This is a genomic window from Caballeronia sp. GAWG1-5s-s (genome assembly GCF_023631445.1).
In the GTDB taxonomy this organism is placed as follows: domain Bacteria; phylum Pseudomonadota; class Gammaproteobacteria; order Burkholderiales; family Burkholderiaceae; genus Caballeronia.
Genome location: NZ_JALQDC010000004.1, coordinates 169245 through 190618 on the forward strand (window position 1 = coordinate 169245; position 21374 = coordinate 190618).

Consider the following 21374-nt stretch of genomic DNA (forward strand, 5'->3'; position numbering starts at 1 on the left):
GCGTCAAGGTGTGGCTAACCCGCAAATGCTCGCTAGGCGGGGGAGTCGCGCTAATTTTGAGTGATCGACTTAGTGCCTCGAATTCTGTAAATTCTGCCCGCGATATGAGTTCGTGCGACAACGGTGTCTTGCGCTCGCTCTCGCGGTAATTCTTCCCAGTCCGGCCTGCTCGGTGGCCGGACGCATATTCAGAGCTCAATGGGCGACGCCATTCAAAAGTCGACAACGCCACCGCGCCTGGCGTTGTCCGGCATCAGCAAGCAGTACCCGTCCGTCAAGGCGAACGACGGCGTGAATCTCGTCGTCATGCCCGGCGAGATCCACGCGGTGCTCGGCGAAAACGGCGCGGGCAAGTCCACGCTGATGAAGATCATCTACGGCGCGGTGCGCCCGGACGAAGGCGAGATCCGCTGGCAGGGCGAGACCGTCGACATCGGCAGTCCGGCGGCGGCGCGCAAGCTCGGCATCGGCATGGTGTTTCAGCACTTCTCGCTGTTCGAAACGCTGACGGTCGCCGAAAACATCGCGCTCGCGCTCGACGAGAAGTTCGACATGAAAGCGCTTTCGAAGCGCATTCGCGACGTGTCGAAGGACTACGGCCTCGATGTCGATCCGCAGCGGCACGTTCATAGCCTGACGGTGGGCGAGCGGCAGCGCGTGGAGATCGTGCGGTGCCTTTTGCAGAATCCGCGGCTGCTGATCATGGACGAGCCGACTTCCGTGCTCACGCCGCAGGCGGTGCAGAAGCTCTTTACGGTGCTGCGCCGGCTCGCGGCCGAGGGCTGCAGCATTCTCTATATCAGCCACAAGCTCGACGAGATCCAGGCGCTTTGCGAAAACGCCACCGTGATGCGCGGCGGCCGCGTGACCGGCAATGTCGATCCGCGCAAGGAGACGCATGCGTCGCTCGCGCAGTTGATGGTCGGTCATTCGCTGCCCGACTACACGCGTCGCGCCCACACGCCGGGCGAGGCGCTGCTCGCGGTCAAGGATCTTTCGGTGGCGAGTCCGGACCCGTTCGGCACGTCGCTCCAGAACGTGTCGTTCGAGGTGCGCGCGGGCGAAATCTTCGGCATCGCGGGTGTGTCGGGCAATGGCCAGGCGGAACTTCTCGCGGCGCTGTCGGGCGAGATTCGCGATCGCCACGTCCCGGCCGATGCCGTGCGGATCTGCGGCACGCCCGCGGCGCGGCTCACGGCGGGCGCGCGGCGGCGGCTCGGCTTTGCGTTCGTGCCGGAAGAACGGCTCGGGCGCGGCGCGGTCCCGGCGATGTCGCTCGCGGAAAACGGTCTGCTGACCGCGCATCGGCAACAGATGGTGCGCGGCGGCTGGATTCGCGCGGGCGCGGTGCGCAGCTTCGCTGACCGCTGCATCCAGGCGTTCGACGTGCGCTGTGGCGGCAGCGGCGCGCTCGCGCAAAGCTTGTCGGGCGGCAACTTGCAGAAGTTCATCGTCGGACGCGAGATTCTGCAGGCGCCGAAGGTGCTCGTCGTCGCGCAGCCGACCTGGGGCGTCGATGTCGGCGCGGCCGGCTTCATCCGCCAGCAACTGCTGGATCTTGCGTCGCGCGGCGTCGCCATTCTCGTGATCTCGGAAGAGCTCGAAGAACTGTTCGACATCTGCGACCGGCTCGCGGTGCTCGCGCGCGGCAAGCTCTCGCCGGTGCGCGCGACGGGCGAGACGAACGCCGAGGAAATCGGCCTCTTCATGGCGGGGCTCTTCGAAGGCAAGCGCGCGGCCGCGGCCGAACTGGATTCTTTGAGCAAATAAGCATGATCTTTCCCTATCGACTCGAAGCGCGCCCGACGCCCTCGCGCGCCATGCAGCTTGCGGTTCCGGTCGTGGCGGCCGTCGCGACGCTGGTCATCGGCTTCCTGATTTTTAGCGTCGTCGGCCAGGATCCGCTACGCGCGATGCACGCGTTCTTCATCGAGCCGCTCTCGACCGTGAACGGCTGGTCCGAACTCGTGCTGAAGGCGTCGCCGTTGTGCCTGATCGGACTCGGGCTCGCGGTCGGCTATCGCGCGAACGTATGGAACATCGGCGCGGAAGGGCAGATGCTGCTCGGCGGCATCGTCGCGGGCGGCATTGCGATACACGTCGGCGATGCGTCCGGCTGGTGGACGCTGCCGCTCATGGTCATCGGCGGCATCGCGGGCGGCATGCTGTGGGCCGCCATTCCCGCGTTGCTCAAGAGCCGCTTCAACACCAACGAGATTCTCACGAGCCTGATGCTCACGTACGTCGCGACGCAACTGCTGATCTATCTCGTGAGCGGCCCGTGGCGCGACCCGGAAGGCATGAACTTCCCGATTTCCGCGATGTTCGTCGACGACGCCTTGTTCCCGCGTCTCTACGGCGACTGGCATTGGAGCTTCCTGAAGGGCACGCGCATCAACGCGTCGGTGTTTCTGACGGTGATCGCGATTCCGCTCATCTGGCTTTTCATGCGCAAGAGTTTCGCGGGCTTCCGGATGAACGTCGGCGGCCTCGCGCCGCTCGCCGCGCGTTACGCGGGCTTCTCGGACAAGAAGACCATCTGGACTTCACTGCTGCTTTCCGGCGGACTCGCGGGTCTCGCGGGCGTGGGCGAAGTCGCGGGACCGATCGGGCAACTTCAGGCCGGCTGGTCGCCGGGCTACGGCTTCACCGCGATCATCGTCGTGTTCGTCGGGCGGCTGCATCCGGTGGGAATCGTGCTCGCGAGTCTGTTGATGGCGCTGCTGTATCTCGGCGGCGAAGCGGTGCAGACATCGCTGCAATTGCCGCAGGCGCTCGCGGGCGTGTTTCAGGGGTTGCTGCTGTTTTGTCTGCTCGGCTGCGATCTGTTCGTGATTTACCGCATCAGGCGCAGGGCCGCGGCGCACCGCGCTGCTTGAGACCGCATAAGAGAACTCGAAGATGGATATCAATCAAGCCAGCAATCTCGCATCGAGCGCGGTCATCGCGGCCATTCCGCTGATGTACGCGGGCGCGGGCGAACTCGTCGCGGAAAAGTCCGGCGTGCTCAATCTGGGCGTCGAAGGCATGATGCTGATGGGCGCGGTGACGGGTTACGCAGTCACGTCGATCACGGGCAGTCCGTGGCTCGGCATCGTCGCGTCGGTATTCGCCGGGCTCGCGATGGCGCTGCTTTTCGGCTTCCTCACCATCACCATGCTTGCGAATCAGGTCGCCACGGGCTTGTCGCTGACGATTTTCGGCATCGGATTCTCGGCGTATGTCGGCAAGCCGTACACGTCGGCCGCGGTGCGCGCGACCATCGACGTGGTGCCGATTCCCGGCCTCTCGTCGATTCCCGTTCTCGGCCCGGCCATCTTCTCGTTGACGCCGCTCGGCTACCTGGCGTTCTTCATGTTCGCGGTGATCGGCTGGTTTCTGTACAAGACCCGCGCGGGGCTCGTGCTGCGCTCGGTCGGCGAATCGCCGGCGGTGGCGCATTCGGTCGGCTTCCCGGTGGTCGGCGTGCGCTACGGCGCGACCCTTTTCGGCGGCGGCATGGCGGGCATCGCGGGCGGCTACTACTCGATCGTCTATCTGCATGTCTGGCAGGAGCAACTGACTTCAGGCCGCGGCTGGATCGCGCTCGCGCTCGTCGTCTTCGCGACGTGGCGGCCGGGGCGTCTCTTGATCGGCGCGCTGCTGTTCGGCGCGGTGATGGCGCTTCAGTTCTACGCGCAGGCCATCGGCGTGCCGGTGCCGACGCAGTTCCTCGCGATGCTGCCGTATATCGCGACCATCGTCGTGCTCGTGCTGATCTCGCGCAACCCGAACACGATCAAGCTCAACGCGCCTGCATCGCTCGGCAAGCCGTTTTTCGCAGCGAGTTAATGCTTGTGGCACGACGGCATTTTGCATTCGCGGTACCGCATGCAAAGTGCTGCATTCAATTCGCGCGGTCGGTGTGTTGTTCCGCCACCGCACCGCATGCGCCTGAGGTTCCGCCGCGTTTTTTGACCGACGAAACTTCAGGCGAACCGTTTTCCGTTTTGCATACAACATCCAAAGAGGAGCATCACGATGCAGAAAACCTGGCTGAAGGCGATCACGGCCACTGTCGCGCTCTCCGCGACGCTCGCCGCCGCGAGTGCGCAAGCCGCCGACGCCCCCGGCGTCGCCTTCGTCTATCTCGGCAATCCGGGCGATGCGGGCTGGACCTTCGCGCACGACGCCGGCAGCAAGGAAGCCGAGGCGAAGTTCGGCAACAAGATCAAGATCACGCGCGTCGAGAACGTGCCGGAATCCGCGGACTCCGAACGCGTGTTCCGCGATCTGGCTAACAAGGGCAACAAGGTCATCTTCGGCACGAGCTTCGGCTATCAGGACTTTCAGCTGAAGGTCGCGAAGGACTTTCCCGACACGATCTTCCTGACCGCGACGGGCTTCAAGAAGGCGAAGAACTTCGGCACGTACGACGTGCGCATGTATCAGGGCGCGTACCTCGCCGGCGTCGCGGCGGCCTATGTGACGAAGACGAATACGCTCGGCTTCGTCGCGTCCGTGCCGATTCCCGAAGTGGTCCGCAACATCAACGCGTACACGTTGGGCGCGCGTTCGGTGAATCCGAAGATCCATACGAAGGTGATCTGGATCAATAGCTGGTTCGATCCGGGCAAGGAAAAGCAGGCGGCCGAGACGCTGATCGGACAGGGCGCGGACGTGCTGCTGCAAAACACCGATTCGAACGCGACGCTCAACACCGCGAACGAAAAGCATGTGCATGCGTTCGGCTGGGATTCGAACATGAAGAAGTTCGGACCGGACGCGCATCTGGGTTCCGTGGTCGCGCATTGGGGCGTGTACTACAACGACGTGATTCAGAAGGTGCTCGACGGCAAGTGGAAGAACGATCCGGTCTGGCTCGGCATTCCGCAGAAGGCCGTGGACCTGGAGGATCTGAACACCGGCGCGATTCCGGCGAAGGCGGTGCAGGCTGTTGCCGCCAAGCGTGACGAATTGCACTCGGGCAAGTGGGATGTGTTCAGCGGCCCGATCAAGGATCAGTCGGGCGCGGAAAAGGTGTCGACGGGCAAGACGCTGACGGATCCGGAGCTGCAGCGTATTAACTGGTATGTGGAAGGCGTGGACGGGTCGCTGCCGAAGTAAGGCGCGTCGTCAGCCGAAACGAAAACCGCGCCCGAGGGCGCGGTTTTCAGTTATCGCATGCAAAACGCCAACACTCGACGCTCAGTCATCGATCCGCAGCCCCACCTTGATCGTCACCTGCCAGTGCAGGACCTCGCCGTTCTCGATATGCCCGCGCGTCTCGGTCACTTCGAACCAGTGCATATTGCGCAAGGTCTTCGAGGCCTTCGCCAGCGCGACGCGCACGGCGTCATCGCTCGATTGAGTCGAGGAGCCGGTGAGTTCGATCTGCTTATAGACGTGATCCGACATGCTGTTCTCCTTGTGGTGTGCTCGGACTGCGATCCAGCAAGGCGCGCGCCACGGCGCATCGAGACTGCCGTGTCACGCAAGAGACATCGAATGCAAAATGCCGGCGTTCAACGCAGCGGACGCGAAGCGGCGTCGCCCGCATCCTGACGGCGCGTGCCGCGGCGTCTGCGAGCCGAAACGGTCGCGCCGAATTCGCTCAGAATCTGCGTGCGGGCGCGGCTTGCAAAGACAAGAAAGCCGAAGCCGTTCGCCTCATACCAGTAGCCGCCGTTCTCGAGTCCGTCGAGCGGCTGCTCCAGCGCATTCGTGATGGATTCGACGCAGCGCCGGTGCAGCTCGTCGATGGCCGGGTAGGGCGGCTGGGCGCCGCGCACGCTGCACAGCAGGACATCGAGTCCTGGCAGCGCATGGGCATACAGCACCGGTTCGTCCTGCGCGCGAGCGCGTGCAATCTTGGTATCGAGCTGGCCGAACGGCTTGAAATGCCTCAGCACGGCGAGAAACGACTCATCGCCATCAGCCTTCACGCGTCTACGCTTTTTCGGGAAGGACATAAAAACTCGCCTGAAAAAGAATTGCAAGAAACGCAGCGTCCTCATGCGGCCACTCCCGTCTTGCGTGCCGCACGTCGATCTTTTATAGCGCATCGATGTGATCGGGTCACGGTGATTCGGGCCTCCGGAACGCGCGATCGGCAAAATGCCGACAGGCGTCAGAAGCGCACGAATCGTGCCGATGACCCGTTGGCGGCCCGCTGGCATCCCCTCGGCATTTCCTATGGGTATCTATCTGACATCTGTCTCAATAATAGTCCTGCTGCGAGCCGCGCGGACAGACTTCGCGAAGAAAAAAAGCGCCCATGCTAACGAAAGGCGGATAGCGTGCCCTAAAGCGGGGCTCTCAGGGCCCGTTCGTGGCGCTGGACGCACTTGCTGATCTAGACGCGCGGCGTCCTCTTGAGTTCATCGCGGATTTCGCGCAAAAGCAGCACGTCTTCGGGCGGCGCGGCGGGCGCCGGCGTTTCGGTGGACTTGCGCAGATTGTTGATGAACTTGACCATCAGAAAGATGATGAATGCGAGGATGATGAAGTTGATCAGCACGGTAATAAACGAGCCGTAGCCGAACACCGCGACGCCCGCGGTTTGCAGATCTTTGTACGAATCGGGATTGCCTTTGAAGGTCGGCGGTATGTGGCCGAGCCGGATGAAGAGATTCGAGAAATCGAGCCCGCCTGTCGCGAGGCCGACGACCGGCATGATCAAATCCTTGACGACGGAGTTCACGATAGTCGAGAACGCGCCCCCGATGATGACGCCGACTGCGAGGTCCATGACGTTGCCCTTGAGGGCGAAATTCTTGAATTCCTCGATCATGCTCATGCGGGGATTCCTCCTTTTCAGGTCCGAAACGATTGTTGTGAGGGTGCGGCGGGCCGCTGCATCGAGCGCGAGCAGTACTTACGCAAGCCGTGCGTTTTGCTCGCAGGCAAGGCAATGATAGTCAATCCGGTGGCGCGTCGCGCGGCGAGTGACTGCGCGGGCGACACGTACGGCTACGCGGCCTTGACGCGCCCCACGCTGATCGCCGCGCAAAAGGCCGCGTGATCCGCGACGGTCTGAGCGCCGTATCGCTCGGCCCAGACCGCGTAGGCGGCGTCGAGCTTGTCTGATGCGCCGCAGTAGCCCGCGATCAGCGCCGGGTCGCCGGTGCGCGCATGGGCGCGGGCAAGCAGCAGCCCGAGACACCACGCGTAGAAGTCGAACGTGGCGCCGTGCAGCCAGTCGACGGGAACGGAGCCGCGAATCTGCTTCATCTGGCGTACGTAGAAATCGCGCCCGGCAATGGTCGTCCAGCCGAGCAGCGCATCGGATGAGCTTTGCAGGAGCCGCTGACCATGCACGACGCGCCTGCCTTGATGCCGGAACGGCTCTTCGAGCGGCGGAACGAACGGCGCGGCGGCCGGCACGATGCCTTCCTTCACCTGCATGAAGATCGGATCGCCGAGCGCGCGGCCGATCAACAGCACCAGATACGCACGCGTGCCGACGCTTCCGACGCCGACCACCCGATGCGCGACATCCACGACATCGTAGCGTTCGAGCATCATGCGCCACTCGCCCGCGATGGTCTGCAGATACGCCCTGAAGCCGTCAATGACGTGATTCTTCTCGGCGGCGTCGAGTTGCGTCAGGATCGGCGGATCGACCTTGAAGCGCCAACTCTTGCCGGCCGGCTCCGCGACCTTGGCGAGCATCGTCGCGTGCGAGCGTTTCATCGCGCGCTCGACGGTGCGCTCGATGGTGGCTTTTTCGTCGGCGTCGAGATGCGTGGGCGCGTCGATGTGCAGCGCGCTCGCGTAAGAGCGCATCTGCCACAAATCGTACGGGCTCACCTGGCGCAGTTCGTTCATCGTCGTGCGGTACGCCTCGCACGCGGAACGCACGGCGCGCTCGCGGCCTTCCATGTCCACGCTGTTTTCGCGGGCCGCGACGTTGATGCTCGCGGTCAGGCGCTTGAGGTCCCATTCCCACGGAGCCACGATCGTCTCGTCGAAATCGTTCAGATCGAACACGACGTCCTGACGCGGCGTGCGAAAGAGTCCGAAGTTATTGATGTGCGCGTCGCCGTCGATCATCACGTTGTGGCCGATCGACGGCGATCTCGACAGATCCCACGCCATGACGGTCGCCGCGCCGCGCAGAAACGCGAACGGCGATTCGGCCATGCGCGACATGCGCAGCGGCACGAGCCGTTCCTGTCGTCCGGCGTTGACGGCGAGCACGCGCTCGACGGGATCGGGGCGGTCCGGCTCCGGCTGCCAGTTCGCGTGGGCTTCGAAAGGGATGGCGTCGCGCAGCGCGCGGCCGGCGGCGCGGCTTTCGTCGGCGGTGCCGCTGGCTTGCGAGGTCGTCGGGATGGAGCTGAAGCGCGTGGACAAACGTGCCTCCTTCGGCGAGCGAATGCTGCATGTGCGATGGACAGGCCAGCATACCGCAGATCGCGCGCGGTAACGGGGCGCAACTCGGGAAGCGCTGCTTCGCCGATGCCGGGCACGTGCCTTGCTCTAACCCAATCCGCTTAATGCCGTGCAATGCGGCACCCTTATCCCGACGCATCGCGCGTCATTCTCTGCCGATCATCTCATGCCGAATCAATTCCGCATTGCCGAAGGGTCCCCGTTTCCGCTTGGCGCCACGTGGGACGGAAACGGCGTCAACTTCGCCCTGTTTTCAGCGAACGCGACGAAAGTCGAACTGTGCCTCTTCGACGAGAAAGGCGAAAAGGAAACGCAGCGCATCGAACTGCCCGAATACACCGACGAAGTCTGGCACGTCTATCTGCATGGCCTGGCGCCGGGCGCCGTGTACGGCTACCGCGTGCACGGGCCCTACGAGCCGGAGAACGGGCATCGTTTCAACCCGAACAAGCTGCTGCTCGACCCGTACGCGAAGGCGCACGTCGGCGAGATGAAGTTCGACCCGGCGCTCTTCGGCTATACGCTCAACGCGGAAGGCGACGATCTGACCTTCGACGAACGCGACAGCGCGCCGTTCATGCAGAAATGCCAGGTGATCGACCAGAACTTCACGTGGACGCATGCGACGCGCGTGCGCGTGCCCTGGGAACACACGATCTTCTACGAGACGCACGTGCGCGGCTTCACGAAGCGGCACCCGGCGATTTCGGAAAACATGCGCGGCACGTTCGAAGGGCTCGGACAGAAGGAAGTGGTCGATTACATCAAGAGCCTCGGCGTCACCTCCGTCGAGCTGCTGCCGATTCACGCATTCGTGAACGACAGCTATCTGCTCGACAAGGGCCTGACGAACTACTGGGGCTATAACACCATCGGCTTCTTCGCGGCCGATCCGCGCTATTTCTCGCGCGGAGCCGGCGTGGTCGCGGAGTTCAAGGAGATGGTCGACCGCTTGCACGAAGCCGGCCTCGAAGTGATTCTCGACGTGGTCTATAACCATACGGCCGAAGGCAACGAGCGCGGGCCGACGCTGTCGTTCCGCGGCATCGACAATGCGTCGTACTACCGGCTGATGCCGGACCAGACGCGCTACTACATCAACGACACGGGCACCGGCAACACGCTCAATCTCTCGCATCCGCGCGTCTTGCAGATGGTCACCGACAGCCTGCGCTACTGGGTGACGGAGATGAACGTCGACGGCTTCCGTTTCGATCTCGCGACCATTCTCGGCCGCGAGCCGTATGGCTTCGACGAGGGCGGCGGCTTCCTCGACAGTTGCCGGCAGGACCCGATTCTCTCCAGCGTCAAGCTGATCGCGGAACCGTGGGATTGCGGTCCTGGCGGCTATCAGGTCGGCGGCTTCCCGCCGGGCTGGGCCGAATGGAACGACCGCTATCGCGATACCGTGCGCGCGTTCTGGAAGGGCGACGAGGGCGAATCCGCAGAACTGGCGACGCGCATCACCGCTTCGGGCGACAAGTTCAACAAGCGCGGGCGTCGTCCGTGGGCGAGCGTGAACTTCATCACGGCGCACGACGGCTTCACGCTCAACGATCTCGTTTCGTACAACGACAAGCACAACGAGGCGAACGGCGAGGACAACAAGGACGGTCATTCGGACAACAAATCGTGGAACTGCGGCGTCGAAGGCCCGACCGACGACCCGGAGATCCGCGCGCTGCGCGAGCGCCAGAAGCGCAATCTGCTCGCGACGCTGCTGTTCTCGCAAGGCACGCCGATGGTTCTCGCGGGCGACGAGTTCGGCCGCACGCAGCAGGGCAACAACAACGCGTATTGTCAGGACAACGAGATCAGCTGGGTGGACTGGGAGGGCATCGACGACGACGGCCGCGCGCTGACCGAGTTCGTGCGCAAGCTGACGACGCTGCGTCACACGCTGCCGGTGCTGCGACGCCAGCGCTTCCTGACGGGCGAAGTCCGCGAGGATATGGGCGTGGCCGACGTCAAATGGCTGAGTCCGAGCGGCGACGCGCTCACGCCCGAGCAGTGGGGCGACCCCGGCATGCGCTGTTTCGGCCTCGTGATCGACGGCCGCGCGCAGGCCACCGGCATCCGCAAGCCGGCATCGGACGCGACGCTTCTCTTGATCGTGAACGCGTACCACGATGTCGTCGATTTCACGCTGCCGGACATTCCCGGCCCCGATCAGTGGAGCTGTCTGATCGACACGAACGCGCCGGTCCGCGAGGAACTGCCGCAGTTCGATTCGGGCGATGTGTATCAGGTCACGGGCCGGTCGCTGCTGCTTTTCGCGCTTCAGGCGCGCGGGGCCACGAAACGCGTGTTCGAGCGGCTGGAAGAAGCGCTGACCGACGAGGTGCCGCCGGAGCAGGGCGACACGCCGTCCGCCAGTTGACGCACGGGCTCCCGCCGATCACGCGGGAGCTCGCGCCGATTGGTTATCATGCGATCTTTGCAATCGCAAAAGGCGGCGCAAGCCGCCTTTTTTGTTTCCACGATGCCTTCTTCACGTTCCGTCCCACGCTCCCTCGCATGATCCTGCACACGTTGTTGCGCGTGGCGACGTGGGATCAGCTCGAACGCATCTGGGAATTCGTCGTCGGCTTCTTCAAGTTTCTGTGGGCGCTGCTGCGTTTTCTGGGCGGCGGCTGAGGCGCGCATACGAAAAAAGAAGGCCCCGCGAACGGGGCCTTGCTTGCTTGCGGCTCGACAAAGCGCTTCAGGTGTCGCGCCAGTTGTCGTCGTTGCTGCCGAGATCGAGACCGCCTCCGCCGCCTCCGCCGCCGCTGCCGTCATCCCAGTCGTTCGATCCGTTGCCGAAGTCCAGGCCGCCGCCGTTGTTGTTGCCGAAGTCCAGCCCGCCATTGTCGTTGCCGACGTCGCGGCGTTCGACCGGCACTTCGCGCTCGATCACGCGGTCGCGTCCGTGCGACATGGCTTCGCCGAGCAGCACGCCGGTCAAAAGACCGCCCATGCCGCCACCGAAGCCGCCGCCGCCTTGCTGGATGATGACGGGCGGCTGCTGCCCTGGTTGCGGCGGATACGGTCCCTGCTGCGGATACGGCGCCTGCGGACCATAGGGCTGCTGGCCGCGCCCGAAGCGCTCGGCTTCCTGCGCGAACGGCGACTGCCCTTGCGCACCGGCATTCGCCGCATTCGCCGCATTTGGATCCGGCCGGCCTTCGGCGCGCGCCTTCAGGCTCGCCACCTGATTCTCGAGATCCTCGATCGCATAGGGCGGCACCGGGTTCTTCGCGTTCGAGAGCGACTCCACCATCTCGCGCAACTGCGTCTCCGCGCCCTCGACGTCGCGCAGAAGCGCCTCATGACCGGGCGCGGTCGAGAGCCTCACGTCCAGCTTCAGCGTGCGCACATCGTTGAGCAACTCGGTCGCGCGTTTGAGCTGCGCGCGGCGGTCGTCTTCGCTGCGGCCGTCGTCACGGGCGCGGGCGCGTCGCAGGCCCCAGCGCAGCACCAGCGCAATCGCCGCGATCAGCACCGCCAGGCCGATCCACATGCCCATCGACGGCCCATGCTTCTGCGGCGCGGCGGCTTGCGCCGGGTTGAACGGATTCAGCGCGACTGAGCCGTTGGAGCCGCGATTGGTCGTCGCATTGGCGCGGTTGGCGTCGCTGCGGATGCGCGCCTCGGTGGACGCGAATCGCGACGGGTCTGTGAAGCTCAGCGACGGATCGAGCGTCTTCGCCTGCTGCAAGTGGGAAAGCGCGTCGCTCGCGCGGCCTTCGCGGTCCAGCACCTGCGCGTACAGATAGTGGGCGTGCGCGTTGTTCGGATGCGCGTCGAGCACTTCGCTCAACTGCGCGTCGGCTTTCTGCCAGTTGCCCTGCGTCATCGATTGCTCGACCTGCTGCGCGGTCGGCACGGCGGCCGATGCGAGCGGCGAGGCGACCGCCAGCGCGAGGGACATCGATAAGGCGAGAGCCGTCAAAGTCTTTTTCATGTGCGGGCCGGGCGTTGCGACGCCCGTCTCCATTCGAAGCTGCGATCGGTGATTGCCGAGACATCGCAAGGCGGATACCCGAAAGCGCAAAAGTCCGCGAAGCGACGGCGGCAGCCGCCGGGGTTACTGCGCCGGCGTATTCAGCTGCTTTTTCAGGGCTTCCAGACGGTCTTCCACCGAAGGGCCGCGATTGAGCGCCGCGAGCTTGTCATCGAGCGCCTTGCCGGACTTTTGGTCCGCCGAATTCAGGCGCGCGTCGGAGCGGGCGTTCGCGAGCTGGACCTTGTCCTCCAGCTTCTGAAAATCTTCCGACAGGTTTCTTCCGCCGATGCCGCCCAGCGCGGTCGCCGCCGTGTCCTTCGCCTGCGCGATCTGCTGCTTCGCCTGAAGGATGTTGGAGCGCGCGTTGAGATCGTTGCGGCGCTGGCGCATGTCGGCGATCTGCTGCTTCAGGTGATCGACCGAAGGCACGAGCGTTTGCAGCTCGGCCGCGAGCGCGTCGCGCTCCGTTTCGGCATTGGCTTGCGCCGCGAGCGCTTCGCGCGCGAGACCTTCGTCGCCGCTTTGCAGCGCGCGCTTGGCGCCGTCTTCGTACTTCTTCGCTTTCTCGGCGGCGGCGTCGCGCTTGCTTTGCTGCGTGGCGACCTGCGCCTCGATCTCGATCAGCGAGTTCTCCGCCTTCGCGATGCTGTCGTCCAGTTCGCGCACGATCTGGCGGGCGTCGCGCGAGGGATCCTGCATGGTGTCGGCCGCATCGTTCAGCAGACCTTTGACCGTGCGCGAGATGGAATCGAAAAGCGACATGTATGTATCTCCTGGATGAAAACCACGGACCACTAGACCGCGGCTGGCGCGCCGCGCATCGAATGTGAGGCGCCGCGCCCGGAATGCAAGCGCAAGCGCGCGGCATTCACGCGCGGGTTTACCCGTTCATTAGAGCACGTCGCGACTTAATATGGACTTAAGCAAGGTGAAGGAATGTAACGGCTGCGCAGACGCGCGCCGTGAAGAGGGAGGCGTGCCGACGAGCCTAGCCGCCGAGCCGTTCGTCGCCGGTCAGCGAAGCGTCTTCGCCGGCGCTTTCGGTGTCGTCGCGGCTGACGGGAACGCTTGTCGTCGCCACCGTCGCCACCGTCGCCACCGTCGCTACCGTTGATGCAGCCGCGGCCGCCGCCTGCGATCGCGCGATCTTGGCCGCGCCCGCGGCAGCTTCGCGCGCTTCGCGGGCCGCTGCTTTAGCGGCCACGCTGCGTAGCGCGACATCGAGCGGATCGGGGGCTTTCGGCGCGCGCAGACGGTCGACGATGCCCGCCACCTTGATCTGCTCGCTCGTCGCGTTGAAGTTGAGCACCGCCCGCCGCATGAGTTCGCTCACGCTGATGCCGAGGTCGTCCGCGGTCTTGCTGATGGCGAGCTTCTGCGCGGGGGTCACGAATACAACGATGCGTTCGGTAGGCTTGGTCGTCATGAGCGGCTCGCAGACAGTAAGGCGATTGCAAACATCGCATGCGCGGTCCCGGCGCCGGGATCGCTCACTTCGTTACCGCAGGTCGTTCGCCGGCGAAAAGCCCCGGCTATACATGTATCCATCATATCGGTTCGCGAGGCGGCTGTGCGTGCTGGCTGTTTTGCAGCGTCCACCGAATGCGCGTCCTGGATCATCGTATGAGCGTGCACGAAAAAACGCGTCCGTTCAATGGCTTGGCTATTTTCTCTTAGGGTTGTCCACAAGGCTCTCAACACTTTCTGTGGGTAAGCGCACGTTTGTCTTTGGCCTGCATCTTCGAGTCGACCGGCGGCATTTGCTTACAAAAAATGCCCGCCCATTCTGTAGCGGGCCGCCCGAATTCTTTAAAATGTGCCGTTACTCTTCGGTCGGACCGGCTCATGCATTCGCTCGCCGGTCTTTGCCGCGCTTGCGTTGTTCCACGCGCGCCTTGATCCGCCGCCTGATCCGCTTCTTTCGATACGCCGCGCAGTGCGCGCTACCAAGCGCGCTATAAAGCGCGCCGAACCATCCCAGTCATGCCTATCATCAAACGCCCCGACTCTTCGAATTCATCGCGACACGATCGCGAGCCGCGCTGGAACGACTCACGCAACGACTCGGGGGCAGGCCGCGACGGCGGCGGTAGCGGTGGAAACGGCCGCAACGGCCGGAACAATGGCAGTGGCGGGGACCGGCGCGATGGCGGCCGCTCGGTGTTCGCGCGCATCGCGCTGTGGTTCGCGGGTCTTGCCGCAGTGGCGGCAGTGGTCGGCGCGCTGATTGTGGGCTATGCGCTCGTCGTGATGGAGCCGAACCTGCCGTCGCTCAATGCGCTCATCGACTATCGGCCGAAGGTGCCGCTGCGCGTCTACACGGCGGATCACGTGCTGATCGGCGAATTCGGCGAAGAGCGGCGCAGCCTCGTGCGCTTCCAGGACATCCCGGACCAGATGAAAAAAGCGGTCCTCGCGATCGAAGACTACCGCTTCTACGATCACGGCGGCGTCGACTTCGTCGGCATCCTGCGCGCGGGCGTGACCGACCTGATGCACGGCGGCGCATCGCAGGGCGCGAGCACGATCACGATGCAGGTGGCGCGCAACTTCTTTCTTTCCAGCGAGAAGACGTACACGCGCAAGGTCTACGAGATGCTGCTCGCGTATAAGATCGAGCGCGCGCTCACGAAGGACCAGATTCTCGAGCTGTACATGAACCAGATCTATCTGGGCGAGCGCGCATACGGTTTTTCGGCCGCGGCGCGCGTGTACTTCGGCAAGGACCTGAAGGACATCACGCTCGCCGAAGCCGCGATGCTCGCGGGTCTGCCCAAGGCGCCGTCCGCGTATAACCCGGTCGTGAATCCGAAGCGCGCGAAAGTGCGCCAGCAGTACATCCTGAAGCGCATGCTGGATCTCAACTTCATCACGCGCGAGCAGTACGATCAGGCCGTCGCCGAGGAAATCCACACGAAGTCGGCGGGCACCGAGTACGGCGTGCATGCGGAATACGTCGCGGAAATGGTCCGGCAGATGATGTACGCGCAGTACAAGGAAGAGACCTACACGCGCGGCCTGACGGTGACGACGACTATCGATTCCGCCGATCAGGACGCCGCTTACCGCGCCGTGCGCAAGGGCGTGATGGACTACGAGCGGCGTCACGGCTATCGCGGGCCGGAGGGCAACATCGCGCTGCCGTCGGCGGCGGATGACCGCGCCGAAGCCATCGAAGACGCGCTCGTCGATCACCCGGACAATGGCGATCTCGTCGCGGCCGTGGTGACGGCGGGGAGCCCGAAGCAGGTGAACGTGCAGTTCGTCGGCGGCGAAACGGCGACGATCTCCGGCGAAGGGCTGCGCTTCGTGGCAGCGGCGTTGCGCAGCAATGCGTCGAAGGCGCTCGCGATCCGACCGGGGTCGATCATCCGCCTGACGAAGGACGCGAAGGACAACTGGCAAGTCACGCAGTTGCCGCAGGTGGAAGGCGCGCTCGTTTCGATGGTGCCGCAGGACGGCGCGATCCGCGCGCTCGTGGGCGGCTTCGACTTCAACAAGAACAAATTCAATCACGTCACGCAGGCGTGGCGTCAGCCGGGTTCGAGCTTCAAGCCGTTCATCTACTCGGCGGCGCTCGACAAGGGTCTCGGACCGGCGACCATCATCAACGACGCGCCACTGTACTTCCCGGCGCCCGCGGGCGGCGAGCCGTGGGAGCCGAAGGACGACGATCAGCCCGACGGCCCGATGTCCATGCGCACCGGCTTGCAGAAGTCGAAGAACCTCGTGTCGATCCGTATCCTGTCGTATATCGGCACGGGCTACGCGCAGGACTTCGTCACGCAGAAGTTCGGCTTCGACAAGGACAAGACGCCGCCGTATCTGCCGCTCGCCCTGGGGGCCGGGCTCGTCACGCCGTTGCAGCTGAGCGGCGCGTATTCGGTGTTCGCGAACGGCGGCTATCGCATCAATCCGTATCTGATCGCGCAGGTCGCCGATGCGCGCGGCACAGTGATTTCGCGCGCCGATCCGCTGACCGCGGGCGCGAATGCGCCGCAGACGCTCGAACCGCGCAACGCGTACGTGATGAACAGCCTGCTGCACACGGTCGCGACTTCGGGTACGGGCTCGGGCACCAACGTGCTCAAGCGCAACGACTTGCAGGGCAAGACCGGCACGACCAACGACGCGAAGGACGGCTGGTTCGCGGGCTATCAGCATCAGCTCGTCGCGGTGGCGTGGATGGGTTACGACCAGCCGAAGTCGCTCGGCACGAAGGAGTTCGGCGCGCAGCTCGCGTTGCCGATCTGGGTCGAGTACATGGGACGCGCGCTGCGCGGCATCCCGCAACAGCAGATGGCAATGCCCGACGGCGTGACGACGGTCGACGGCGAACTGTTCTATGCGGACCGCACGCCGGGCGCGGGCTTCGTCGCGAGTATCGGTCTCGACAATACGAATCCGATGGCCGGCGATTCGACGACCGCGGGCGGCGTCGGCCCGGCGGGCATGCAGGCGCCGCCGGTCCCGCAAGTCACCACCGACGAGCGCAAGCAGATCATGGACATGTTCAACCGGCCCTGATCGGCTTGCTGCAAAGAAAAACGCGCCGTGATGGCGCGTTTTTTTGCGTCGGCGGCGACTTACTTGCCGACTGTCGCCGCCGATTTCACCGCGCACTCCACGTTGAGCGTGCTTTTGTCGGCGAAGGTGAGGGCAAGCGGAATCGTCGAGCCGATCTTGAGCGGCTTGGCGGGCTGTTCCATCATCAGGTGATAGCCCTTCGGCGCGAATTCCAGCGAGCCGTGCGCGGGCACCTCGACGGTATCGACGGGCGCCATCGTTGCCGTGCCGCCCTTGTTCTCCGACTTGTGCATCATCGTCATGGCGAACGCGGGACTCGTTGCGGCGGTGAGCGTCGCGGGCGCGTCGCCGGTGTTCAACACGACGAAGTAGCCCGATGACGGCAGACTCGGCGGCATCGCGCGGACCCAGCAATCATGCGCTTCGAGCGTGGCCGCGTGCGCGGCGCTGGCGAAGACGGCGAACGACGCGCATGCGAGCGCGCCCGAGAGGAATGTGTTCTTGTTCAAAGCGGCCTCACTTGACCGTGAAGTTATAGTGACCTTGCGTGCGATGACCGTCGGCTGCGACCGCGGTCCATTGCACCGTATAGACGCCCGGCGCGAGATCGCCGAGGGCGACGCTCATGTGCTTCTTGTCGCTCGCATCGACGGCCGACTTCGCGGTGTTGACTTGCGTGCCGTGCGCGTCGGTGACGAGAAGCGAACTGAAAGTCGGCTCGATGCGTTCACCGAACTCGATGGAGACTTCGTGCGGCGCGCTGACCGTCGCGCCCGGGCCGGGCTGCTGGAGCTTCGGCAGCGCGTGAGCGAACGCCAGTTGCGTGGAAGCGGCCAGCGCGAACGCGAGCACGCTCCGCAATGCGGATTGAAACGTCATGGTGTGTCCTGTCGAAAACATGGTGTCGCGACGCGCCTTATCGCTTCGGAAAGAAGCGGTCCACGCGTGCGGATGATGAGCGACTCAGCCGAATGCAGGCGGAGCGCGAGGTTGCGCGTTAGCGAAGCGCGAAAGAGGCGACGCGCTGTCGGCGTTAGCTACCGAGAAAGCGTCGCGAGGGAAGCGCGCGAAGATACTCGCGCGAACGAAGCTCGGCGGCGCCGGCGCGTGTCCGACGAAGCCGCAATAGCCGCAGGCGTCGAGCGCGCCGACGGCGCTGTGCCCGGCATGGTGCGCCGAGTGGATGTCGGGCGTATCGATGCGCGACGCGCATATCGATGCGAGCAGCGCTTCGAACGGCTCGGCCTTCAGCGTCTGCGATACGGCGGGCGCGAGCGAGAGGAGCAGCATCGCCCATACCGCCGCGATGCCGCCGATCTTTCTCATGATGCCGCGCCGCAAGGAATGCATGCCTGTTCCCGAGCCGATAACCAATAACCGCATAACCGATGCCGCTGAACGGGCGATTATGCCATGCACGAAAGTGCGGCTTTCCTGATGCGCCCGGTGCGTAACGAGTCGAATCGACGCAGCGCGCGGGCATCGTTTCGAGTATTGATCGTCATGGACCGTTGCCGTTGCTTTTCCATAAACGATGCTCTATAATCTTTTCTTCGACGGACGCGGGGTGGAGCAGTCTGGCAGCTCGTCGGGCTCATAACCCGAAGGTCGTAGGTTCAAATCCTACCCCCGCAACCAAATTCAAGGGGTTACAGTGCTTCGGCCTGTAACCCCTTTCTGTTTTTCCGCCGGGTATTTTCTCCGAGCGTCAGTATTCCTATCGAATCGCTCACCCTAGCGCGCGCCCGTGTCAAAATCCTGCATTCGACAACAGCCACCACGCTAACGAAGAGGCGCCGCTCATGGACATTCCGCACGACCTGCAAACCATCGCGCATCAGGAAAACACGCTCGTCTTTGCGCAGTTTCACGCCGATCAGGCGTGGCAAGTCGGCACGCAATTGCGCGAGATGGCGCTGGCACGCGATGCTGCCGTGGTGATCGACGTGCGCACCTTCGGTCAACGGCTCTTCTTCGCCGCGCTCGATGGCACGAGCCCGGACAACGCGCGCTGGGCCGAGCGCAAATCGAAGACGGTCGAGCACTTTCGACGCAGCTCGTATGCCATCGGTCTCACGCTGCAACAGGCGGGCACCACGCTCGCCGACAAGTTCGGCCTCGATCCCGCGCAGTTTGCATCGCACGGCGGCAGTTTCCCGATCCGCGTCGCGAGTGCCGGCGTCATCGGGTCCGTGACGGTGTCGGGCCTGCCGCAGCGCGGCGATCACCAGATGGTCGTCGAAGCGCTCTGCGCCGTGCTCGGCCATAGCTTCGCGGCACTGTCGCTGGACCATAGTTGAAGCTCCCGCCACGCGGGCGAGCGCGCCTTGTCGTTGCCGGTTGCCTCTACTTGCACCGCACGATCATCGAACGGTTCTTCACGTTCGCCGAGATCACGTTGCTAATGCCGCCGCCGCTCGGCCCGCCTTCCTCGTTGTCCTTCGAGACGATGTCATAGCCCGTCGCGCCGCACGCCTTGCCCGCGAGCACATAGCAGCTCGCCCAGCTCGAGCCCGCGTCGGCGCCGCTGCAATTGACGGCATAGCCCGTCTGGCCATCCGGCAAATTAATCAGCGACGCTTCGTTCGACGACGCGCATGCGCCGAGGCTCGCGACCAGTACCATGGCCGCGCTAATGCTCGCCGCGCGCCATGCTTTCGGCATCGTGCTTGCGCACGCCGGGAGTCGGCGCATCGGCCGATCGTTTCGATTCATCTTTTCCTCGTTGTGTTCGGAGCCGCCGTATTTTGGGATGAGCATTGTCCCATAGGCCGCTTGCAGGAAGCCGAGCGCACGGGATGAAGCAGTGCGGGCGCAATGCTTGCGATGCCTGAATCGACGAACTCGCGTCATCGATCGCGGCTGATGAGCCGTGAACTATTTTCCGGGTCGCGCGCCTTATGCTACTGGGGCATCGGTTCGATTTGCCGTCGAACGCATGATGGAGCGCGGCCGAACACACATCCCGGAACACATACGGAGGCAAGGGAATGGTCGACAGAGTGACGGGCCCGTATCGAGGCTATTACATCAGCGCATCGGCGCGGCTCGTTCCGGCGCACGACGCGAAGCCGGGTGAGCCCGGCACGGCAATCTATGTCGGGTCCGTGAGTCTTGCGCAGAACGGCCCCGACGAGCCGCGTCATTTCGAGGCGCTGGTCGATCTCGGTCCCGAGCAGCGCTTCGCCACCGAAGACGAAGCGCTCGCGAGCGTCGAGAAGGCGGCGCGCGATTACATCGACCGATTGCTGCAACCGACATGATGCGCCCGATCCATCTTCGCCATGCGGTGCTCTACGATATCGCGAACTGCCTCGTCGACCTGTTTCCGATCGGCGCGGACATCATCGAAATCGGAGGCGGAGCCGATGTCGCGCCCGCGCTGTTCGTAAGCTGGCGCACGGGCGGGGTGGCGAATCATGCGGGCAATATCGGCTGGGGCGTGCATTACCGCTTCGACGCGCGAGTGCTGCGCGACTATCCGCCTCTGTCGGATGAAGCGCGGCAGCGCGTCTGCGAGCGCGTGCGCGACATGACGCGCTCGCTCGACTTCAACTACGCCGACCCGCTCGCGAGCTCGCTGCTCGTCGTCGACGTGAACGAAGACGTGCTCGATCCGTGAGGTGCTTGCGCGCCGCGCCGCTGGACCCCGCGGCGCGAGCGCGAGTACCATAGACCGCGAATCGATTCACGCGCACGCAAGCGATACGGTGCCGCGTACCGAACCGAGTGCGTCAACCTCATCGCGTGCGGGCGCAGGCACCGCCTGCCGCTCGCCGCCCGATCCACGAGAGTCTCATGAACATTCGTTTTCTTTCCGACGCGCCCGATTATCGCGATTCCAATCTCACGATCGAATTCGCTGCGCTCGTCGATGGCCGACGCGTGCCATGCGCCATTTCCGTCGAAGCGCTTGAAGACCATTTCGGCGCGAAGACCTTCGACAGCGCGGGCTGGATCGATGCCTTCGATGCAGGCCGCGCCCGCATCGAAGCCGTGGCGCGCGAACATCTGCAGGTCACGCAGGGCATGCCGGTGCTGCTGAAAAGCGGCCACTTTCCGCCGGGGCGCGTGATCGTCGAATAGCGGCAGCGCATCTAACGGCTTCGAGCGTTAATCGACCGTCCAGCCGCGCCTGAAAAGGCTGCGCGTGCTTTCCCGCGGCGCAGCAACGGAGTAAAATCCTGTCATTCTGCCGCTTGCGATGCGATTCGCACGGCATGTCACTTGCTCACCAGTCTTTGTAAGCGTTGAGCAGCCATTATAAAAATCGCGCGGGGTCGTCATGTTCCATTCCTTTCTTCACGCGCTCGTCGAGTCCAATGCACTGTGGCTCATCTGGGCGGCGGTCGGTGTCCTGATTCTGGGCTTTTGCATCGTGTTTTCGTCGGTCGTGCTAGGCGACTCAGAGGAGCCGCTGTATCGCGCGGCTTCGGGATCTCGCCGCGACGACGACGGTCCGATGATCGTCTGACCGTCTCCG

21 protein-coding genes, 1 tRNA gene and 1 pseudogene are annotated in these 21374 nt (G+C 64.2%); 12 read left to right on the plus strand and 11 right to left on the minus strand.

Annotated elements, in window-relative coordinates; translation table 11 throughout:
• Positions 1-198 precede the first annotated feature (198 nt).
• The 4 genes from NCR34_RS06640 to NCR34_RS06655 all read left to right on the plus strand — a co-directional run bounded on the left by NCR34_RS06640 (position 199) and on the right by NCR34_RS06655 (position 5106).
• Positions 199-1770 (plus strand): ABC transporter ATP-binding protein, encoded by a 1572-nt coding sequence (locus NCR34_RS06640; RefSeq protein WP_250499379.1) that lies wholly within the window; start codon positions 199-201, stop codon positions 1768-1770.
• Between the two features lie 2 nt (positions 1771-1772).
• Complete coding sequence (locus NCR34_RS06645; protein WP_250499380.1) at positions 1773-2879, plus strand: ABC transporter permease; 1107 nt, start codon at positions 1773-1775, stop codon at positions 2877-2879.
• 22 nt (positions 2880-2901) lie between these two features.
• Positions 2902-3831: an ABC transporter permease gene (locus NCR34_RS06650; protein WP_248322133.1), complete on the plus strand. Its 930-nt coding sequence runs from the start codon at positions 2902-2904 to the stop codon at positions 3829-3831.
• Between the two features lie 189 nt (positions 3832-4020).
• Entirely contained in the window at positions 4021-5106 is a 1086-nt protein-coding gene (locus NCR34_RS06655; protein ID WP_250499381.1) for a BMP family ABC transporter substrate-binding protein, read from the plus strand.
• Positions 5107-5187: 81 nt separating this feature from the next.
• Here NCR34_RS06655 and NCR34_RS06660 read toward each other — a convergent pair whose 3' ends face one another.
• From NCR34_RS06660 to NCR34_RS06675, 4 genes are all read right to left on the minus strand, one after another.
• On the minus strand, positions 5188-5397 hold the full coding sequence (locus NCR34_RS06660) for a dodecin (protein WP_175940183.1): 210 nt from the start codon (positions 5395-5397) through the stop codon (positions 5188-5190).
• 107 nt (positions 5398-5504) lie between these two features.
• Positions 5505-5996, minus strand: coding sequence for a hypothetical protein (locus NCR34_RS06665; RefSeq protein ID WP_206468060.1), 492 nt, complete (start codon positions 5994-5996; stop codon positions 5505-5507).
• 338 nt (positions 5997-6334) lie between these two features.
• Positions 6335-6778 carry a large conductance mechanosensitive channel protein MscL gene (gene mscL / locus NCR34_RS06670; RefSeq protein WP_250499383.1) on the minus strand — a complete coding sequence of 148 codons (444 nt, stop codon included), beginning with the start codon at positions 6776-6778 and terminating at the stop codon, positions 6335-6337.
• A 173-nt stretch (positions 6779-6951) separates the two neighbouring features.
• Positions 6952-8337 (minus strand): DUF2252 domain-containing protein, encoded by a 1386-nt coding sequence (locus NCR34_RS06675; RefSeq protein WP_250499384.1) that lies wholly within the window; start codon positions 8335-8337, stop codon positions 6952-6954.
• A 205-nt stretch (positions 8338-8542) separates the two neighbouring features.
• Here NCR34_RS06675 and glgX point away from each other — a divergent pair, with 205 nt between their 5' ends.
• Positions 8543-10756, plus strand: a complete 2214-nt coding sequence (gene glgX / locus NCR34_RS06680) for a glycogen debranching protein GlgX (protein WP_250499386.1) — start codon at positions 8543-8545, stop codon at positions 10754-10756.
• Positions 10757-11080: 324 nt separating this feature from the next.
• On the opposite strand, the gene NCR34_RS06685 is transcribed toward glgX, so the two are convergent.
• The 3 genes and pseudogenes from NCR34_RS06685 to NCR34_RS28330 form a co-directional block, all read right to left on the minus strand.
• A complete protein-coding gene (locus NCR34_RS06685; RefSeq protein ID WP_250499387.1) occupies positions 11081-12322 on the minus strand; it encodes a tetratricopeptide repeat protein in 1242 nt (413 codons plus the stop codon).
• Positions 12323-12445: 123 nt separating this feature from the next.
• Positions 12446-13126 carry a PspA/IM30 family protein gene (locus NCR34_RS06690; protein ID WP_248322139.1) on the minus strand — a complete coding sequence of 227 codons (681 nt, stop codon included), beginning with the start codon at positions 13124-13126 and terminating at the stop codon, positions 12446-12448.
• A gap of 436 nt (positions 13127-13562) precedes the next feature.
• Positions 13563-13790 (minus strand): annotated as a pseudogene (locus tag NCR34_RS28330) (plasmid mobilization protein); the annotation flags it as partial.
• A gap of 557 nt (positions 13791-14347) precedes the next feature.
• On the opposite strand from NCR34_RS28330, the gene NCR34_RS06700 reads away from it, so the two are divergent.
• Entirely contained in the window at positions 14348-16891 is a 2544-nt protein-coding gene (locus NCR34_RS06700) for a penicillin-binding protein 1A (protein WP_250499391.1), read from the plus strand.
• A gap of 59 nt (positions 16892-16950) precedes the next feature.
• Here the strand turns inward: NCR34_RS06700 and NCR34_RS06705 are convergent, their stop codons facing one another.
• From NCR34_RS06705 to NCR34_RS06715, 3 genes are all read right to left on the minus strand, one after another.
• Complete coding sequence (locus NCR34_RS06705; protein WP_250499393.1) at positions 16951-17400, minus strand: copper chaperone PCu(A)C; 450 nt, start codon at positions 17398-17400, stop codon at positions 16951-16953.
• A gap of 7 nt (positions 17401-17407) precedes the next feature.
• Positions 17408-17770, minus strand: a complete 363-nt coding sequence (locus NCR34_RS06710; RefSeq protein WP_250499394.1) for a copper resistance CopC family protein — start codon at positions 17768-17770, stop codon at positions 17408-17410.
• An 84-nt stretch (positions 17771-17854) separates the two neighbouring features.
• Positions 17855-18217, minus strand: coding sequence for a DUF2946 domain-containing protein (locus tag NCR34_RS06715; protein WP_250499395.1), 363 nt, complete (start codon positions 18215-18217; stop codon positions 17855-17857).
• A gap of 235 nt (positions 18218-18452) precedes the next feature.
• Between NCR34_RS06715 and NCR34_RS06720 the strand changes: the two genes are divergently transcribed.
• Both NCR34_RS06720 and NCR34_RS06725 read left to right on the plus strand, forming a co-directional pair.
• Positions 18453-18529: transfer RNA gene (locus tag NCR34_RS06720), tRNA-Met, on the plus strand.
• Between the two features lie 164 nt (positions 18530-18693).
• Positions 18694-19191, plus strand: coding sequence for a heme-degrading domain-containing protein (locus NCR34_RS06725; RefSeq protein ID WP_250499397.1), 498 nt, complete (start codon positions 18694-18696; stop codon positions 19189-19191).
• Between the two features lie 46 nt (positions 19192-19237).
• Here NCR34_RS06725 and NCR34_RS06730 read toward each other — a convergent pair whose 3' ends face one another.
• A complete protein-coding gene (locus NCR34_RS06730; RefSeq protein WP_502800060.1) occupies positions 19238-19555 on the minus strand; it encodes a hypothetical protein in 318 nt (105 codons plus the stop codon).
• 326 nt (positions 19556-19881) lie between these two features.
• Between NCR34_RS06730 and NCR34_RS06735 the strand changes: the two genes are divergently transcribed.
• From NCR34_RS06735 to NCR34_RS06750, 4 genes are all read left to right on the plus strand, one after another.
• Positions 19882-20154: a hypothetical protein gene (locus NCR34_RS06735; RefSeq protein WP_248322147.1), complete on the plus strand. Its 273-nt coding sequence runs from the start codon at positions 19882-19884 to the stop codon at positions 20152-20154.
• Entirely contained in the window at positions 20151-20513 is a 363-nt protein-coding gene (locus NCR34_RS06740; protein ID WP_175940209.1) for a hypothetical protein, read from the plus strand. Before NCR34_RS06735 ends, NCR34_RS06740 begins: the two co-directional genes overlap by 4 nt.
• 176 nt (positions 20514-20689) lie before the next feature.
• Complete coding sequence (locus tag NCR34_RS06745; RefSeq protein ID WP_248322148.1) at positions 20690-20977, plus strand: DUF1488 family protein; 288 nt, start codon at positions 20690-20692, stop codon at positions 20975-20977.
• 199 nt (positions 20978-21176) lie between these two features.
• On the plus strand, positions 21177-21365 hold the full coding sequence (locus tag NCR34_RS06750; RefSeq protein ID WP_175940211.1) for a hypothetical protein: 189 nt from the start codon (positions 21177-21179) through the stop codon (positions 21363-21365).
• Positions 21366-21374: the final 9 nt, after the last annotated feature.

Coding starts and splice junctions, on each gene's coding strand:
- NCR34_RS06640 (WP_250499379.1), top strand. CDS start 199: ATGGGCGACGCCATTCAAAAGTCGACAACGCCACCGCGCCTGGCGTTG.
- NCR34_RS06645 (WP_250499380.1), top strand. CDS start 1,773: ATGATCTTTCCCTATCGACTCGAAGCGCGCCCGACGCCCTCGCGCGCC.
- NCR34_RS06650 (WP_248322133.1), top strand. CDS start 2,902: ATGGATATCAATCAAGCCAGCAATCTCGCATCGAGCGCGGTCATCGCG.
- NCR34_RS06655 (WP_250499381.1), top strand. CDS start 4,021: ATGCAGAAAACCTGGCTGAAGGCGATCACGGCCACTGTCGCGCTCTCC.
- NCR34_RS06660 (WP_175940183.1), bottom strand. CDS start 5,397: ATGTCGGATCACGTCTATAAGCAGATCGAACTCACCGGCTCCTCGACT.
- NCR34_RS06665 (WP_206468060.1), bottom strand. CDS start 5,996: ATGAGGACGCTGCGTTTCTTGCAATTCTTTTTCAGGCGAGTTTTTATG.
- mscL (WP_250499383.1), bottom strand. CDS start 6,778: ATGAGCATGATCGAGGAATTCAAGAATTTCGCCCTCAAGGGCAACGTC.
- glgX (WP_250499386.1), top strand. CDS start 8,543: ATGCCGAATCAATTCCGCATTGCCGAAGGGTCCCCGTTTCCGCTTGGC.
- NCR34_RS06685 (WP_250499387.1), bottom strand. CDS start 12,322: ATGAAAAAGACTTTGACGGCTCTCGCCTTATCGATGTCCCTCGCGCTG.
- NCR34_RS06690 (WP_248322139.1), bottom strand. CDS start 13,126: ATGTCGCTTTTCGATTCCATCTCGCGCACGGTCAAAGGTCTGCTGAAC.
- NCR34_RS06700 (WP_250499391.1), top strand. CDS start 14,348: ATGCCTATCATCAAACGCCCCGACTCTTCGAATTCATCGCGACACGAT.
- NCR34_RS06710 (WP_250499394.1), bottom strand. CDS start 17,770: ATGACGTTTCAATCCGCATTGCGGAGCGTGCTCGCGTTCGCGCTGGCC.
- NCR34_RS06715 (WP_250499395.1), bottom strand. CDS start 18,217: ATGAGAAAGATCGGCGGCATCGCGGCGGTATGGGCGATGCTGCTCCTC.
- NCR34_RS06725 (WP_250499397.1), top strand. CDS start 18,694: ATGGACATTCCGCACGACCTGCAAACCATCGCGCATCAGGAAAACACG.
- NCR34_RS06730 (WP_502800060.1), bottom strand. CDS start 19,555: ATGCCGAAAGCATGGCGCGCGGCGAGCATTAGCGCGGCCATGGTACTG.
- NCR34_RS06735 (WP_248322147.1), top strand. CDS start 19,882: ATGGTCGACAGAGTGACGGGCCCGTATCGAGGCTATTACATCAGCGCA.
- NCR34_RS06740 (WP_175940209.1), top strand. CDS start 20,151: ATGATGCGCCCGATCCATCTTCGCCATGCGGTGCTCTACGATATCGCG.
- NCR34_RS06745 (WP_248322148.1), top strand. CDS start 20,690: ATGAACATTCGTTTTCTTTCCGACGCGCCCGATTATCGCGATTCCAAT.
- NCR34_RS06750 (WP_175940211.1), top strand. CDS start 21,177: ATGTTCCATTCCTTTCTTCACGCGCTCGTCGAGTCCAATGCACTGTGG.